Genomic DNA, 15,078 nt, shown 5'->3' on the forward strand with positions numbered 1-15,078 from the left:
TCTGTTTCTGAACTGCCAGTCTGTTTCCGAGATTCATTCGTACGGTGTATTAATGATCACCGTCGCGCTGTCTCCGAGAGCCACAATACTGCTTTCACCAAACCAGTCCCCCGCTTTGGTTGCAACATTGCCATCCTGATCAATTCTTGCTCTGATAATCAGCTCGGATTGCTGAGACATCAGTCGGTCCGGTAGCATGCTGTCGCTGTCGTTCAGCGTCAGGTTCAGCGGGAACCGGGACAACGGCAAACGCTTTGCTGCCAGCGGCATCGTCGCACCATCTGCTGTATGTGCCGAAACCACCACCATACCCGTATCCGGTAAAACAACATCCGGACCCAGGGTAACCGTCACCGACACACCCGGAGCAGGATTCGCAGACTGATGCATATCGACTTTCGCCTGTGCAATGCTGCGCTCCAGCATTTGAACCCGGCTGTCCTTTGCATCCAGTAAGCCTTTCATCTGCTCCCAGTAGTCAATGGCCTGCGCGTAATCACCGTTGCCATAAGCTTCAAACGCCAGCAGTGATATCGCCTGCAAATTCTTGGGGTCACGCTCCAGCAGATGGATCAGCATATTGTGGGCGAATTGGACCTTCCCCGGTTCTCCGCCCATCATCAGGGTTTGTGCATAGCTCACCTGCAGGCTTGGATCACTCGGGGATAAATCCAGCGCACGCTTCATTGCCCCTTGCGCGGTTTCAAGATCGCGGTTTGCCATCCCAATCCGACCCAGCAGTAACCAGCCCGTGGCATCATCCGGCCGTTCATGTAACCGGGTTCGCAAACCCAGGGTTAAGTCATCCATTTCCTGATCCGTCAGTGGCGCAGCATTGTCTCCCATCAGACGCTGTGTCAGTTCCGGTAGCCGGGTCACCGTGTCCTGCCACTGAATCACCTGCTTCGCACTGCCCACTGAAAAATAAAGACCGTAAGAAACGCCAATGATGACAAGGACACCGGGAAAAAGTAACCAGGGCCGGAACCGTTGCTGCTGTGATTGCTTTTGAACCGGCACATCATCCAGCAATGACTGCTGGAGTTCTTTTTCCATCTCGTCCGGATGAGAGACTAACCCTTCAACACTTTCTTCTTTCAATTCACCCAGTCGGTCACGAAAGAAGGCCTTGTTCAGCTCATCCCGGCTGGCGACCTGATCCTGATTGCTGCCGACAAAGGCAGGCATGATGAAAAAGGCCAGCGCAATCAGCACCAGAATCAGGGTGCAAATCCAAAATAACGTCATTTTTTCACCTTATTCTCGCCGTCAGCGGCTTGCGTCGAACGCGAGTCTTCCTCCTGACCGATTTCTTTCAATAATGCATCCAGCCGTGCACTGTCCTGTTCATCGATTGCATCCGGCTGAACACCGCGTCGGGAGCGATACACCAACACGGAAGCGCCAATCAGCAAGAAACACAATGGCCCCAGCCAGAGAATCAGTGTAGATGGCATGACCGGCGGGTTATAGGTCACAAAGTTGCCATACCGCGCAATCATATAATCGATAATTTCTTGCTTTGACTTTCCTTGCTTCAGCATTTCGTACACTTTCTGGCGCATATCTTTGGCCAGTTCAGCATTGGAGTCGGCAATATTATTGTTCTGACACTTCGGGCAACGCAGGGTTGCGGTCAGCTCCTGATAGGTGGTTTCCTGCTCAGGCGTTTGAAATTCATACACATCAATCGATGCCTGAGCAGGCAAGCTGAGTGACAACCAACTGCCCATGACCAGTGTGAACGTCAGGATTAATCGCTTCATCCTTTCGCCTCCGCTTTGAGCTGGTCATAGATAGGTTTCAGAGTTGCTTCCCAGTTCCGGGGGTTCACATCCCCCACATGACGGTAACGAATGATCCCCTGTGCATCGATCAGGAAAGTTTCCGGTGCGCCGTAAACGCCCAGATCCAATCCCAGCATTCCGTTGCCGTCAAAAAGGCTGTGCATATAAGGGTTGCCCAGTTCATCCAGCCAGCGAATCGCTTTTTGCCGTTCATCTTTATAGTTCAGGCCGATGATTTTCACCCCCTGACTGGCCAGCTGATTCAGGTACTGGTGCTCGGCATAACACGTCGGACACCAGGTTGCCCAAACGTTCAGCAGCAACGGCTCACCCTGAAAAATATCCTGCTGGTACAGCGTGTCGGCATTTTTCAGATCTTCCAGACGGAACTGAGGAACCGGTTTACCAATCAGCACAGATTCCAGCTTGGTGGGATCATCACCCTCTGCATTGCGAGTCAACTGAACCAGAAAAACAGCAACCAGAGCAAGAAACAGAACAAAAGGAATAAAAAGCAGCTTCTTGTTCATCCGTTCACCTCTGCATGAGACGTCACCGTTGCATTTTCTGTCTGTTCTGATTTCTTGAAACGCTGGCGGAAACGGTAACGTTTATCACTGATCGCCAGGGCACCACCGAATGCCATCAACACAGAACCGAGCCAGAGCCAGTTGACGAAAGGCTTGTAATAAATACGAACAGCCCAGGCTCCATCAGTCAGTTGCTCTCCCAGAGCGACATAAAGATCCCGGGTCACACCACTGTCAATCGCAGCTTCAGTCATCATGGAACCCGACACCGTATAAAAACGTTTCTCGGCATGCAGTTCCGCGACAAACTTGCCTTCACGGCTCACGACAAAATCACCGATAAAGCCGTCATAGTTCGGCCCTTCCACGTTACGCAAGCCAGCCAGACGGAAATCAAACCCTTCAACATTGACCGATTGCCCTGGGGTCAGGCGCACGTCCCGCTCCAGATCATAGTTGGACACCAGTGTAATCCCGATCAGCGTAATTGCCAGACCAATGTGGCCCAGGACCATGGCCCAGTGACTGCGGCCCAGCTTCCTCAATCCTGTCATCAGGTTGTGACGATGTGTGGCACGCTCATACAGTTCAAATCCCTGCAGAATAATGATCCAGAATGCCATCACCATGCCCAACACGGCCAGCGGCTGAATCGGGTCTGGACGGAGCCAGAGCACCAGCAGGGCTAACGGCAACGTGATGATCGCTGTGATAAACAGCGGACGACGAATCGTTGCAAAGTTTTCCCGCTTCCAGCGAACCAGCGGCCCGATACCAAGGAAAAATGCAAACGGGATCATTAGCCAGGTAAACAGTGTGTTGAAGAATGGCACACCAATCGACACTGAACCCAGGCCAATTTGTTTATGAACCAGCGGCAGTAACGTACCAATCAGGACGACCAGCAACGCCGTAACCAGCAGCAGATTGTTAGCTAGCAGGAAATTCTCGCGAGAAAACAGGCTGAAGGTTCCGTGAGAACGAATTTGTGCCCCACGCAGCGCATAAAGCAACAGAGACCCCCCAATCACGACCACCAGAAAACCAAGGATAAACATGCCCCGTGCCGGGTCCGACGCAAAGGCATGCACCGAAACCAGGACGCCGGAACGCACCAGGAAAGTGCCCAGCAGACTCAGTGAGAACGCTGAGATGGCCAGTAAAACCGTCCAGGCTTTGAAAGTGCCGCGCTTTTCAGTCACCGCCAGTGAGTGCATCAGCGCTGTGCCCGCCAGCCAAGGCATGAAAGAAGCATTTTCGACCGGATCCCAGAACCACCAGCCGCCCCAGCCGAGCTCGTAATAGGCCCACCAGGAGCCCAGCGCAATCCCAAGCGTCAGGAAAGACCAGGCTGCAATGGTCCATGGACGAGACCAGCGTGCCCAGGCCGTATCCAGTCTGCCGGTCATCAGGGATGCGATTGCAAACGCAAAAGCCACTGAAAAGCCAACATATCCCATATACAGCATGGGCGGGTGAATAATCAGTCCCGGATCCTGCAGCAGCGGATTTAAATCGCGACCATCAACCGGAAAGTAAGGCAAAGTACGCAGGAAAGGGTTTGAGGTCAGAATGATAAACAAGAGGAAACCGACAGAAATCATCCCCATGACCGCGAGCACTCGGGCCACAGATTCCTGTGGCATACCGCGGCTGAACGTAGCCACTGCCGCCGCCCAGATTGCCTGAATCAGCACCCACAGCAACAGCGAACCTTCATGCGCTCCCCACACAGCCGTCAGCCGGTAATACCAGGGCAGATTACTGTTTGAGTTACTGGCCACGTAAGTCAGCGTGAAATCGTTGATATAAAAAGCCCAGGACAACATCACGAACGACAACAACAGCATCGCGAAGACGCCATAGGTCAGCGGTCTGGCGAACCGCATCAGAACAGGGTTTCCTGTATGCGCCCCGTATAAAGGATAAATACTGACGAGGAGCGACAGCCCCAACGCCAGAATCAGGCTAAACTGCCCTAACTCAGCAATCATTGCACGCTACCTTGCTTTTGTTGGTCGGTATACTCAAGCGGTTTGTGGTGTTTATTCATCGCTTCAGCGACTTCCGGCGGCATGTACTCTTCGTCATGCTTAGCCAGCACTTCATGGGCTTCGACCGTGCGTGCATCCACCAGTACCCCTTGCGCGACAATCCCTTGCCCCTCTCGGAATAGGTCAGGCAGAATGCCGTCATAGCGTACTGTCACTTCAGGACCGACATCAGCAACACGGAAAGTAACTTCCAGTGATTGTGGATCGCGTTTCACCGAGCCTTTCACGACCATGCCGCCTATCCGCAAGCGCTGCCCCACTTCTGGTTTTACACCGTTGGATTTCCCCTCAACCAGTTCAGTTGGCGTGTAGAAAAGATCCATATTCTGGTTCATGGCATACAGGACCAGGGCAATTGTGACACTCAGGCCCGCCAACAAGGCGACCACAACGGTCAAACGTCGTTTACGTCTTGGGTTCATAACGTGTTCTCCAGCTTCTCTGCAGCCTTGATGCGTTGCTCACGGGCAACTTTGTTTTTAATTTCAGCAGCCAGACGACGGCTCTGGCTGAGACTCCGCCACAGCAGAATCAACATCGACAAAGCCGAAATACCATAGGCAGACCATACATATCCGGCATAGCCACCCATCGCAAAAAATTCAGAAATTGATTCAAAATGCATACTCACCTCACTGCATCAGTTGGCGAACCCAGGGACGGTGACTTTCCCGGCTCAGAATTTCATTCCGGAGCCGGATCAGCGTCACGGCACCAAAGAAGCAGGCAAAACCCAGTAAATTCAACAGTAATGGCCAAAGCATACGGCTATCAATCGAAGGCTTGGCAAATTTGGTAATGGTTGCGCCCTGATGCAGGGTATTCCACCACTCGACAGAGTAATGAATGATTGGCAGGTTAATCACACCTACAATCGCCAGAATTCCGGCTGCTTTTGCCGCCGTTTTCTGATCATCAAAGGCGTTGTAGAGGGCAATCACCCCCAGATAAAGGAAGAGCAGAATCAATTCAGAGGTCAGTCGCGCATCCCAGACCCACCAGGCACCCCACATGGGTTTCCCCCAAACGGCACCGGTCAGCAGCGCAATAAACGTAAAGACGGCACCAATCGGTGCCATGGCAGCGGCGGCCATATCGGATAAACGGATCTGCCAGACGAGGCCGATAAATGCAGCAATCGCCATCCAGAGATAAGCCCCCATCGACCAAATCGCGGCTGGTACGTGCAGGTAAATAATTCGGAAACTGTCGCCCTGCTGATAATCTGTCGGTGCGAAGGCCAGCCCCCAGATCGTTCCAATCGTCAGGCTGATAACAGACAACACAGCAAACCATGGCAGCAACGTACCGCACAAGCGGTAGCAGTTTTCGGCTTTAGCGTAGGGATGTAACCACTTCCACATAGTTCATTACTCTATGATTAATAATAATTCTTTGCTTCCGGTAAACTCTTTTCAGTTCACACTGACCCGCAATGAAGCAGCAATCGCAAACGGAGCCAATGTCGCCGAGCCAGCGAGCATTGCTCCCATCAGCGCCAATTGCCCCTGATAACTCATCCCCAGAGACGCGGCTTCAATCGCAGACGTCGCGAAGATTAGCACAGGGATAAACAGCGGTAAGATGAGCAAACTCAATAATACGCCACCTTTGCGCAATCCTACCGTGAGTGCAACCCCAATTGCGCCCAGGAAACTTAAGGTCGGTGTACCGATCAATAACGTCAGGACCACAGCCAGCCAGGTTGACCAGTCCAGCGACAGCAAAATCGCCAGCAAAGGACTCACCAACAGAAGTGGCAAGCCGGTCAGCAACCAGTGGGCGATGACCTTCGCCAGTGCCATTACAGATAAAGGCGCAGGCATCAGCATCATCTGCTCAAGCGAACCATCCATGAAGTCATCCCGGAACAAACGTTCCAGAGATAACAGGGCTGCTAGCAAGGCTGCAACCCAGATAATACCGGGTGCAATCCGTGCCAGCAGATTGGGTTCTGGCCCAATCCCCAACGGAAAGAGCGTAATGACAATCAAGAAAAACCACAGCGGGTTCAATACGTCGGCCTGACGGCGAAATGCAATCAGCAACTCGCGCCGGATGACCTGAAACATCGAATACAACATTGGCTACGCCTGCCCCAAACTCACTTTGCGCAGACGGTCCTGCGAAGAAAACATATCCTGATGCGTGGTCAGCAACACGATCCCGCCTCGTTCAGCATGAGAAACAAACAAGCGCTCCAGAACTTTCACACCTTGCTTATCTATCGCCGTCAGCGGTTCATCCAGAATCCACAGCGGATGATTACTCAGCCATAAACGTGCCAGGGCAACGCGTCGCTGCTGACCGGCAGACAACTGTCCGGCAGGCACATCTTCCCGCCCTGCCAGACCGACATGTGCCAGCGACTGCCAGATGGCATCCTCACCGTGCACTTTAGCCTGACCTGATAAGGCATCGTTGTGATCCAGCTCATGCATTGCCTGAAAAAAAGCCAGATTTTCATAAGCCGTTAATTCGCGCTTCACCCCAGTTTGATGACCCAAAAACAACATCTGTCGATGATAGACTTCACGGACATGCGCTATCTTGTTATCGTGCCAGTAAACGTTGCCATCATCAGGCTGTCCCAGTCCGGCGATAATGCGAAGCAAAGTGGTTTTACCGGCACCGTTACGGCCTTCAATCTGAACCAGTTCGCCAGAAGAGACAGAGAATTGGAGGTCATCGAACAACACGCGTTCATCACGGGTACAGCTCAATCCGTTCACTGACAACATAGTGATGAGTCATCCTGAATGAGTTAAATCATCCCCGGATAATACCACAGCGTCGAAGATCTTTGTTAGTTTCAGGCTGTTATCTATCCCCGAGCAAGGTAAGTAAATGTGACCTCGATATCTCAAACATCGGCATATCAGGCAGCCATGAATCAAACGTCCCGGACGAATGAATCCAAGGCCACGGGCAGCGTCGCAACACCGACTCAGACAACACAGCCAAGTGCGACTTTATTCCAATCCGGCAACCAGATCAGCCAACTTTCACACTTGCTAACACAACTTCATGTGTTGCAACGATTATTCGCCAATCTTCCATCCGCACTCAGTGCGCAGGGTTCCCCGATCGCTCAATGGCTGACACAATTGGTGCTCCCCCAAACCCCGACAGACATTGCCCGGTGGTTACAGCAGGGTGCGGGTCGGGAAAGCCTGAAAGCGCTGGTCACCCAGTTGTCTCAGCCAGACAGCCCACTCGCCAGGTTGCTGGCCAGTCTGCCAGAGGCCTCGCAGGGTGAACTGAAGGCATTGATTCGGATCGCTGCAGAACAACGCATTGCCGGGCAACCTGTCAGTCGCGACGAGAACACTCCCTTCATTTTGCATCTGCCACAGGCAAACGGACGCGAATTTCGTCTCAGTGTGCAATCCAGAACGGCCAAATCCGGTTCAGGGAGAAAACCACACAGCCGAAGCTGGGTGATCAAACTTGAATTGCCCGTCGCAGCGCATGACTGCCTTCTGGCGACAGCCGTCTGGCAGGATGAAAAGCTCAACCTCAGTTTCGACAGTGCCCAACCAGAGATTCTGAAACAAGCGGAACTCTTAACGCCACAGCTCACCCGTCGCCTCAAGCAATTAGACATTGAATGCGAATCCGTGACCTATCGACACGCACCAGCCACCGCAGACGCACCGGATCTGGTCATGGCCCCGCAACATGGCATCAGGATCAGTGTATGAACAAACCACAAACCAGCGCGATTGCACTCAGCTACGACGGCTATGACACGCCCTATGTTTCAGCCAAAGGATACGACGACTGGGCCAGAGAAATCATTGATCAGGTTAAAGCACAAGGCGGGTTGATTCATCAGGATCCGGCTTTAGCCGACTATCTGAATCAACTGGAGGAAGGGGACAACATTCCACCGGCACTTTTTGTGATTGTTGCCGAGTTGATTGCTTTTTCATGGGTGTTGAACGGAAAAACCCCACCCGGATGGGAGGGGTATCAACCTGTGAATGAAACCGTGTGAGGCAGGCGTGCGGAGAATAATCAGCGACGGCGCTTACTCATGCGCTGTTGCAAACGCAAGAGTAATTCAGCTTCCGCTTTCGGTAAATCGCACTCTTCCATCAGTTCATTGACATCAGCGCCGAGCTCGACCATTTTACTGGCCCGGCTGTACAGACGCCCTTCAGGGTCCTGCATCGATATTTCACCCTGACGTTCCGACAATTCATCCTGCTGACGGGACAAATCAGCCATTTTGTTACTCATGGCAATCGCACCGGCACGCAGTTCATGAAACTGTTTGGTTAAACTTTCCTGCTGCTGTCTGGCCGTTTTCAGCAACAATTCAGCCGCTTCGAACTTCGCTTCCAATGCGTTACGTGCACGACGTTCACGGCGAACCAGCACCACAGCCAACAGCACCGCCAGTCCAGAAACAACCAGCGGCAGCCATTCTAACAACATCTCTGGCATCAGAGGTACGCCATCTCTTCCCATTCTTCATCAGACAGGAGTTTGTTCAGATCGACCAGGATCAGCAGCTGATTATCACGGTTGCTTACGCCCTGAATAAACTTGGCACTTTCGTCCGTGCCAACACTTGGCGTGCTGTCAATTTCAGAACTACGCAGATATACCACTTCTGCCACGCTGTCGACCAGAATACCAATCACCTGCTTTTCAGCTTCAATGATTACGATGCGGGTATTGTCGGAAATATCACCCGGCGTCAGACCGAAACGGGCGCGTGTATCAATCACGGTCACCACGTTTCCACGCAGGTTGATAATTCCCAGAACATAATCCGGTGCACCCGGAACCGGTGCAATCTCGGTATAACGCAGCACTTCGCGGACCTGCATTACATTAATACCGTAGGTTTCTTCTTCCAGCTGGAAAGTGACCCACTGCAATACCTGGTCGTTACTGTCTTCTTTTTGAATTTCGGCAACACTTACCTGCGACATGTTGTATCCTCTCCGGCCATCGTCACACAATACTGTTCACATCTAAACCCGCTTTCAGCATCGAAATGAGTTCGTTGACATGAATTAAAGCACACATTTTCTCTTTCACCATACCCGCCAGCCAAGGCCGTTTACCTGCCTTCTCCCGCCAGCGAACATTCTGTTTTGTCAGGGTTTCTGTTCCGTGAAGTTGATCACAGGCCAGCCCCCATTTACTTTCACCCAGCATGACCACATAACGATAGTTTTCTCTGTGATCATCGCTGTGGATCGATTCGGGCATCACCCATCGGGCTGTATCAACGACATCCAGTTGACGCTTCTGCTCAGACTGCAAGCCAAGATACCAATCCGGGCGACCAATCAGGTGGCTTAATTCTCCCAATTGATGAATCCCGCCCAGTTCCGTGAGTGGCACAGCAAAGGTCACCCCGTTCACGGCAAAAAATAATGCCTGAAACTCAAAGAGCTCGCTGGATGCCGGTAACACCCAGGATGGCGGCGGTGTTTCAGCCGGTACCGTCTGGTTCGATTCAGCAACCGTCGTCTCCGGCACCGCACCTTTAAGCATGTCGTCATCCGGCGCAGAGGCAAGAATTTCCACCTCAGGCTGAGAGCTCGTTTCCAGAACCGGTGCTTCCGCAATGTCCTGAACAGGATTCTGAACAGGTTCCTGAACAGGTTCCTGAACAGGTTCCAACGCTGTTGAAGCGCTCTCCTCCGGCTCAGGCATTTCAGGTGCTGCAGCAATCTGCGGCAAATGCTGCATCAGTCGAAAGTCATCTTCCGGTTCTGCAAACGGGGCAAGCTGCGATTCTGAAATATCCAGAACTGCGGTTTCAGCCAGAGGCAGACTGTACGCCGCATCTTCCTGAACGCGTTCGCCTTCTGATCCCTGATCCTCAAACCAGCCCGGTGCATCCAGCCCGGTTTCGACCGGTGCTTCTGTTTCCTCAGACAACGCCGCCAGTTGATGCCGCTCTGCCACCCAAGCTTCACTTTCAGAAACCACCTGATCCTGCATCGCCGACATCTGATCCAGCAGCCGTTGCAACTGCGCCATATCCGATTTGCTGCGCGGGGCAGTGAACCGAACTTCCGGTACCCGGAGTTCAGGTTCCTCAGGCTGGCGGGTCGCCAACGCCGATTGAGATTGCGGCACTGGTGTCGCCATCGCCCGCAGTGACGGCGGCCCGCCATCAAAATCATACCGCTCATCTTCTTGGGCAGATTCATCCAGCTGATTGAAATCAAATGGCTGATGGCTGCTGACCGATGGGCTTTCCGGTTCATCTCCACGCAAGACGGATGCATCAAGCGACGGCTCCGAAATCGATTCCTGATTTGGTTCCGATGCCGGAACTGAAACCAGTTCTGGAACCAGTTCTGGTTCTGACTCGGCCGCCGGGACAAGTGTCTCCGTCAGCACTGCAATATCTTGCTGTGCCTGTTCGTCCTGTTCGGCTGCCGCCAAGACGTCTTCAGGCTGCTGGGAATCATCCAGCAGCCCGAAAAAATAATCATCGAGTGCCTGTTCGCTGGACAGCTTAAAGTTATCGCTCATCTTGACGAAGCCGCTCCAGATAATTCAGTAAGGTTTTATAGGCATAAACACCCCGCGAACCCCGGGCATATAACGACGGCGGCATATGTTTAATACTGGCATCCCGAAATTTAGTATCAATCGGAACAGCAGATGCCCAAACCTGATTGGGATACCGCACTTTCAGCTCTTGCAGGGTCTCCAGCGATGCACGGGTTCGCTTGTCGTACATGGTCGGTACGATGGTCACTTTAAATTCAGTCGGCCGGGATTTTTGCATGATTTGCAATGTCCGCATCATGCGCTCCAGACCTTTCATCGCCAGAAATTCAGTCTGAACGGGAATCAGAATACGCTCACTGGCCGCCAGTGCGTTCACCATCATCACCCCAAGAATCGGCGGACAGTCGATCAGCACATAATCATATTCTTCACTGAGACAATGCAGTGCCTTTTTCAGAATCAGACCCATCCCACTGCGCGTGCCCATCACGCGATCCAGGGTCGCCAGCGACATATGCGCTGGCAGCAGGTGAATATTTTTGTAACGGGTTTCCAGCAACAACGGCTTCACGGTATCGCGATTGATGGTCGATAACTGGAATAAATCAAACAGACTGGCATCCAGACGATCAGCATCGAAATTAAAATACGTGGTCAGCGATGAATGCGGGTCCGTGTCCACCAGCAATACGCGTTTATTGCGCTCACTTAACAGGCCAGCCAGACTCACCGTTGTTGTGGTTTTACCCACACCACCCTTCTGGTTAGCGATACTCCAGACTACCACGACCGCTCCTTAGGCTAAGCCAACCTCGATCAGAATGCGTTCTGCAATCCGATCCAAGGGTAAATCCTCAGAGGAAATCCCCGCTTTGGCCACAGCCTGCGGCATTCCGTATACCACGCAGCTTTCTTCATCCTGCGCCCAGATGGTTGATCCGGCGGATTTAAGCATGCGGGATCCATCGCGACCATCAGCTCCCATGCCCGTCAGAATCATCGACAAGACTTTGTCATGGAAAACCTTTGCCGCCGACCCGAAAGTCACATCCACGCAGGGCTTATAATTCATGCGATCACCGCCATCAATGATACGCAAACGGCTGTTCCCGGGACGACCTTCCACCATCATTTGCTTTCCGCCCGGTGCCAGATAGGCTGTTCCCGGACGTAAAACATCTCCATCTTCCGCTTCTTTCACACTGATTTTACAAAGATTATTCAGACGTGCGGCAAACGCAGCCGTAAAAGTCGCTGGCATATGCTGGACCAGCACAATCGGATACGGGAAATTTGCCGGTAATTGAGTCAGAATCTTTTGCAACGCGACCGGCCCACCAGTCGATGTGCCAATGGCCATCAGCTGATAGGTTTTCCCCGATGATTTAAAGCGGGCTGGTACCGATGCACGAACTGGTGCAGATCGTGTTGGCGCAGGGGTTGCCGTACTGGCCTGTGTCCGGGTTGCCGTCGCAGTACTCAGCGGACGACTGGCAGGCGCCACAGGCGTGCTGGCCGGACGCGCTGGCGCACGCATAAACAGACGTTTGCGCGCCAATTCACCGACACGTTTTTGCAGTAAAGCGACCGCCTCATCTTTATTCCGGGCGATGTCTTCAAATTTCTTGGGCAGAAAATCAAGTGCCCCAGCATCAAGCGCATCCAGCGTTGCTCTGGCGCCCTCATGCGTCAGTGACGAAAACATCAGGATCGGTGTCGGACTCACCTTCATGATTTCACGAACGGCCGTGATGCCATCCATCACCGGCATTTCGATATCCATGGTGATGACATCAGGTTTCAGTGTCCGCACTTTTTCTACAGCGTCTTTACCATTCACTGCATCGCCAATCACTTCAAGACGCGGATCCGCATTAATTATTTCACTCACCCGGCGGCGGAAAAAACTGGAATCGTCCACCACCAAAACTTTTACAGCCATGTTTTTTATTCCGTAAGCAATCAGGCCTGAATGCGTACAGGGGCCGAAACCCCTGACGGTTGTTATTATCGACGGCCTGCGTAATGTTTCAGTAAGTTCGGCACATCCAGAATCAGGGCAATATGACCATCACTGGTAATCGTAGCCCCTGCCATACCCGGCGTCCCTTGCAGCAGTTCATCCAGTGGTTTAATCACCACCTCTTCCTGGCCAATCAGGGTATCGACCACAAAGCCCATTCGCTGATGACCAATCTGAACGATCACCACATGGCCCAATTGACGATCACGTTTTGCAATCTGGTGACCAGACAACCAGTCCTGTAAGTAGAACAGCGGAATCGCTTTATCACGCACAATAATGGTTAATTGCCCGTCAACGACGTTGGTCTTCCCTAAATCCAGGTGGAAGATTTCATTCACGCTTGCCAGCGGCAAGGCAAATGGCTGTTCGCCCACACCCACCATCAGCGTTGGCAGAATCGCCAGCGTCAGCGGGACTTTAATGTCAATTCGTGTACCTTTACCCAGTTCAGAATCGATATGAATCGACCCATTGAGCTGGCTGATCGCTGTTTTCACAACGTCCATTCCAACACCACGTCCAGAAATATCTGAAATTTCTTTCTTGGTCGAGAAGCCCGGTGCAAAGATCAGGTTATAACATTCGTTATCAGACAAACGCGCCGCAGCATCAGCATCCATCACACCGCGATCTACCGCGATCTGACGCAAACGGTCCGGATCCATACCGCCCCCATCATCTTCGATGGTGAGCAGGATATGATCCCCTTCCTGAGCCGCTGAAAGCAGCACAGTACCAATCCGCGACTTGCCGGCTTTTTCACGGATATCCGGCATTTCGATCCCGTGATCGACCGAGTTACGCACCAGGTGGACCAGTGGATCCGCCAGCGCTTCAACCAGATTCTTGTCGAGATCCGTTTCTTCACCACGCATTTCAAGCACGATTTCTTTCTTCAGACTCCGTGCCAGATCACGAACAACACGCGGGAATCGTCCGAAGACCTTCTTAATCGGCTGCATGCGGGTTTTCATCACCGCGCCCTGCAGATCAGCTGTGACCACATCCAGATTTGCCACTGCTTTCGACATTTCTTCGTCGTTGCTGTTCTGGCCCAAACTGATCAGTCGGTTTCTGACCAGAACCAGTTCGCCCACCATGTTCATGATGGTGTCCAGTGTTGAGGTATCCACCCGAACGGTTGCTTCAGCCTGCGGCTTACCCTTCTCTTTCAGACTCGTTGCTTTGCGTTCAACGACGGGCTGAGTTTTTTCCGCAGCGGGCGGTGGTGTCACCGGCTGAGCCTGAGCTGCTGTTGCTTTCGGTGCTAGCGCTGAAGCTGGCTTGATTGCCATGGCCAGCTCTTCATCGGATGGCCCTTTTCCGGCACCATGTAAATCATCCAGCAGACGCTCGAATTCGTCGTCTGTCATTAAGGCGCTGTCTTCTTCCCCAGCAGATGCCGGGGTCTGAGCTGCAGCAGGAGAAGCCATTGCAGCCGCTTGTTCTTCTTTGCCTGGTGCCTGGCCGACTCCGTGCAACTCATCCAGCAGACGCTCAAATTCGTCATCGGTAATATCACCGCTATCGATTTCAGTCGACACGGGCTGCGTTGCAGCTTTCGTTTCAGTTGGCTGTCCGGTCGGCCCCGATCCGCTGCCATGCAGTTCATCCAGCAAACGTTCAAATTCGTCCTGGGTAATTTCATCCACCGAACCACCGGCAATCGCAGACTGTGCAGGATCAGAAGGCGCAGACGTCGCCGGTGCAGCAGGCTCAGGGACCTGAACAGAATCCTGAACAGATTCCTGAACAGATTCCGGTTCAGCCATGGCCGCAGCCAGCTCTTCCGCGCCCGGTGGCTGGCTGTAATAATGCAGTGCATCAAGCAGTGTCTGCTCGGCAGGATCAATCGGATCCCTGTCCTGAAGCTGCACAAACATCGTATTGATGGTATCCAGCGCTTGCAGAATCACATCCATCAGATCAGATGTGACAGTACGCTTACCCGTCCGCAGCAAGTCGAAAATATTTTCGGCGCCATGACAGGCGTCGACCAGTGGCGTGACCGCCAAAAATCCGGCGCCACCTTTTACGGTATGGAAACCACGGAAAATAGCATTGAGCAGATCGGTATCATCCGGGCGGCGTTCAAGGTCGACCAGCTGTTCAGAGAGTAACTCGAGAATTTCCCCGGCTTCGATTAAAAAGTCCTGCAGGATGTCTTCGTCTAAATCAAAGCTCATAAG

At 52.7% G+C, this 15,078-nt stretch carries 17 protein-coding genes; 2 read left to right on the plus strand and 15 right to left on the minus strand.

Annotated elements, in window-relative coordinates; translation table 11 throughout:
- Nucleotides 1-33: 33 nt before the first annotated feature.
- The 9 genes from ccmI to ccmA are packed head-to-tail and all read right to left on the minus strand — an operon-like array spanning nt 34 to nt 7,112.
- Nucleotides 34-1,248, minus strand: a complete 1,215-nt coding sequence (gene ccmI / locus Q4579_RS02960; RefSeq protein ID WP_303561498.1) for a c-type cytochrome biogenesis protein CcmI — start codon at nt 1,246-1,248, stop codon at nt 34-36.
- The gene (locus Q4579_RS02965) at nt 1,245-1,721 is read right to left on the minus strand and encodes a cytochrome c-type biogenesis protein (protein ID WP_303561705.1); all 477 of its coding nucleotides are present in this window, start codon (nt 1,719-1,721) and stop codon (nt 1,245-1,247) included. Before Q4579_RS02965 ends, ccmI begins: the two co-directional genes overlap by 4 nt.
- Nucleotides 1,722-1,762: 41 nt before the next feature.
- Nucleotides 1,763-2,317 (minus strand): DsbE family thiol:disulfide interchange protein, encoded by a 555-nt coding sequence (locus tag Q4579_RS02970; RefSeq protein ID WP_211645906.1) that lies wholly within the window; start codon nt 2,315-2,317, stop codon nt 1,763-1,765.
- The gene (locus Q4579_RS02975; RefSeq protein ID WP_303561500.1) at nt 2,314-4,311 is read right to left on the minus strand and encodes a heme lyase CcmF/NrfE family subunit; all 1,998 of its coding nucleotides are present in this window, start codon (nt 4,309-4,311) and stop codon (nt 2,314-2,316) included. The genes Q4579_RS02970 and Q4579_RS02975 overlap by 4 nt, the downstream gene beginning before the upstream one ends.
- Nucleotides 4,308-4,793 carry a cytochrome c maturation protein CcmE gene (ccmE, locus tag Q4579_RS02980; protein ID WP_303561502.1) on the minus strand — a complete coding sequence of 162 codons (486 nt, stop codon included), beginning with the start codon at nt 4,791-4,793 and terminating at the stop codon, nt 4,308-4,310. The genes Q4579_RS02975 and ccmE overlap by 4 nt, the downstream gene beginning before the upstream one ends.
- Nucleotides 4,790-4,996 (minus strand): heme exporter protein CcmD, encoded by a 207-nt coding sequence (gene ccmD / locus Q4579_RS02985; RefSeq protein WP_303561504.1) that lies wholly within the window; start codon nt 4,994-4,996, stop codon nt 4,790-4,792. The genes ccmE and ccmD overlap by 4 nt, the downstream gene beginning before the upstream one ends.
- A gap of 7 nt (nt 4,997-5,003) precedes the next feature.
- Entirely contained in the window at nt 5,004-5,735 is a 732-nt protein-coding gene (locus Q4579_RS02990; RefSeq protein ID WP_303561506.1) for a heme ABC transporter permease, read from the minus strand.
- Nucleotides 5,736-5,786: 51 nt separating this feature from the next.
- Entirely contained in the window at nt 5,787-6,455 is a 669-nt protein-coding gene (gene ccmB / locus Q4579_RS02995) for a heme exporter protein CcmB (protein ID WP_303561508.1), read from the minus strand.
- A gap of 3 nt (nt 6,456-6,458) precedes the next feature.
- Complete coding sequence (gene ccmA / locus Q4579_RS03000; protein ID WP_303561509.1) at nt 6,459-7,112, minus strand: cytochrome c biogenesis heme-transporting ATPase CcmA; 654 nt, start codon at nt 7,110-7,112, stop codon at nt 6,459-6,461.
- 108 nt (nt 7,113-7,220) lie between these two features.
- On the opposite strand from ccmA, the gene Q4579_RS03005 reads away from it, so the two are divergent.
- A complete protein-coding gene (locus Q4579_RS03005; RefSeq protein WP_303561510.1) occupies nt 7,221-8,075 on the plus strand; it encodes a hypothetical protein in 855 nt (284 codons plus the stop codon).
- On the plus strand, nt 8,072-8,371 hold the full coding sequence (locus tag Q4579_RS03010) for an EscU/YscU/HrcU family type III secretion system export apparatus switch protein (protein ID WP_303561512.1): 300 nt from the start codon (nt 8,072-8,074) through the stop codon (nt 8,369-8,371). The genes Q4579_RS03005 and Q4579_RS03010 overlap by 4 nt, the downstream gene beginning before the upstream one ends.
- A 20-nt stretch (nt 8,372-8,391) precedes the next feature.
- On the opposite strand, the gene Q4579_RS03015 is transcribed toward Q4579_RS03010, so the two are convergent.
- From Q4579_RS03015 to Q4579_RS03040, 6 genes are all read right to left on the minus strand, one after another.
- Nucleotides 8,392-8,823, minus strand: coding sequence for a DUF2802 domain-containing protein (locus Q4579_RS03015; RefSeq protein WP_303561514.1), 432 nt, complete (start codon nt 8,821-8,823; stop codon nt 8,392-8,394).
- Nucleotides 8,823-9,317 (minus strand): chemotaxis protein CheW, encoded by a 495-nt coding sequence (locus tag Q4579_RS03020; RefSeq protein ID WP_211645916.1) that lies wholly within the window; start codon nt 9,315-9,317, stop codon nt 8,823-8,825. The genes Q4579_RS03015 and Q4579_RS03020 overlap by 1 nt, the downstream gene beginning before the upstream one ends.
- Nucleotides 9,318-9,339: 22 nt before the next feature.
- On the minus strand, nt 9,340-10,881 hold the full coding sequence (locus Q4579_RS03025; RefSeq protein WP_303561516.1) for a chemotaxis protein CheW: 1,542 nt from the start codon (nt 10,879-10,881) through the stop codon (nt 9,340-9,342).
- Nucleotides 10,871-11,650, minus strand: coding sequence for a ParA family protein (locus tag Q4579_RS03030; protein WP_211645917.1), 780 nt, complete (start codon nt 11,648-11,650; stop codon nt 10,871-10,873). The genes Q4579_RS03025 and Q4579_RS03030 overlap by 11 nt, the downstream gene beginning before the upstream one ends.
- A 9-nt stretch (nt 11,651-11,659) precedes the next feature.
- Entirely contained in the window at nt 11,660-12,805 is a 1,146-nt protein-coding gene (locus Q4579_RS03035; RefSeq protein WP_303561517.1) for a chemotaxis response regulator protein-glutamate methylesterase, read from the minus strand.
- 65 nt (nt 12,806-12,870) lie between these two features.
- Nucleotides 12,871-15,075: a chemotaxis protein CheA gene (locus Q4579_RS03040; protein ID WP_303561519.1), complete on the minus strand. Its 2,205-nt coding sequence runs from the start codon at nt 15,073-15,075 to the stop codon at nt 12,871-12,873.
- Nucleotides 15,076-15,078: the final 3 nt, after the last annotated feature.

This window comes from Photobacterium sp. 1_MG-2023 (assembly GCF_030547945.1).
Lineage (GTDB): Bacteria > Pseudomonadota > Gammaproteobacteria > Enterobacterales > Vibrionaceae > Photobacterium.

Coding starts and splice junctions, on each gene's coding strand:
- ccmI (WP_303561498.1), bottom strand. CDS start 1,248: ATGACGTTATTTTGGATTTGCACCCTGATTCTGGTGCTGATTGCGCTG.
- Q4579_RS02970 (WP_211645906.1), bottom strand. CDS start 2,317: ATGAACAAGAAGCTGCTTTTTATTCCTTTTGTTCTGTTTCTTGCTCTG.
- Q4579_RS02975 (WP_303561500.1), bottom strand. CDS start 4,311: ATGATTGCTGAGTTAGGGCAGTTTAGCCTGATTCTGGCGTTGGGGCTG.
- ccmE (WP_303561502.1), bottom strand. CDS start 4,793: ATGAACCCAAGACGTAAACGACGTTTGACCGTTGTGGTCGCCTTGTTG.
- ccmD (WP_303561504.1), bottom strand. CDS start 4,996: ATGCATTTTGAATCAATTTCTGAATTTTTTGCGATGGGTGGCTATGCC.
- Q4579_RS02990 (WP_303561506.1), bottom strand. CDS start 5,735: ATGTGGAAGTGGTTACATCCCTACGCTAAAGCCGAAAACTGCTACCGC.
- ccmB (WP_303561508.1), bottom strand. CDS start 6,455: ATGTTGTATTCGATGTTTCAGGTCATCCGGCGCGAGTTGCTGATTGCA.
- ccmA (WP_303561509.1), bottom strand. CDS start 7,112: ATGTTGTCAGTGAACGGATTGAGCTGTACCCGTGATGAACGCGTGTTG.
- Q4579_RS03010 (WP_303561512.1), top strand. CDS start 8,072: ATGAACAAACCACAAACCAGCGCGATTGCACTCAGCTACGACGGCTAT.
- Q4579_RS03015 (WP_303561514.1), bottom strand. CDS start 8,823: ATGCCAGAGATGTTGTTAGAATGGCTGCCGCTGGTTGTTTCTGGACTG.
- Q4579_RS03020 (WP_211645916.1), bottom strand. CDS start 9,317: ATGTCGCAGGTAAGTGTTGCCGAAATTCAAAAAGAAGACAGTAACGAC.
- Q4579_RS03025 (WP_303561516.1), bottom strand. CDS start 10,881: ATGAGCGATAACTTTAAGCTGTCCAGCGAACAGGCACTCGATGATTAT.
- Q4579_RS03035 (WP_303561517.1), bottom strand. CDS start 12,805: ATGGCTGTAAAAGTTTTGGTGGTGGACGATTCCAGTTTTTTCCGCCGC.
- Q4579_RS03040 (WP_303561519.1), bottom strand. CDS start 15,075: ATGAGCTTTGATTTAGACGAAGACATCCTGCAGGACTTTTTAATCGAA.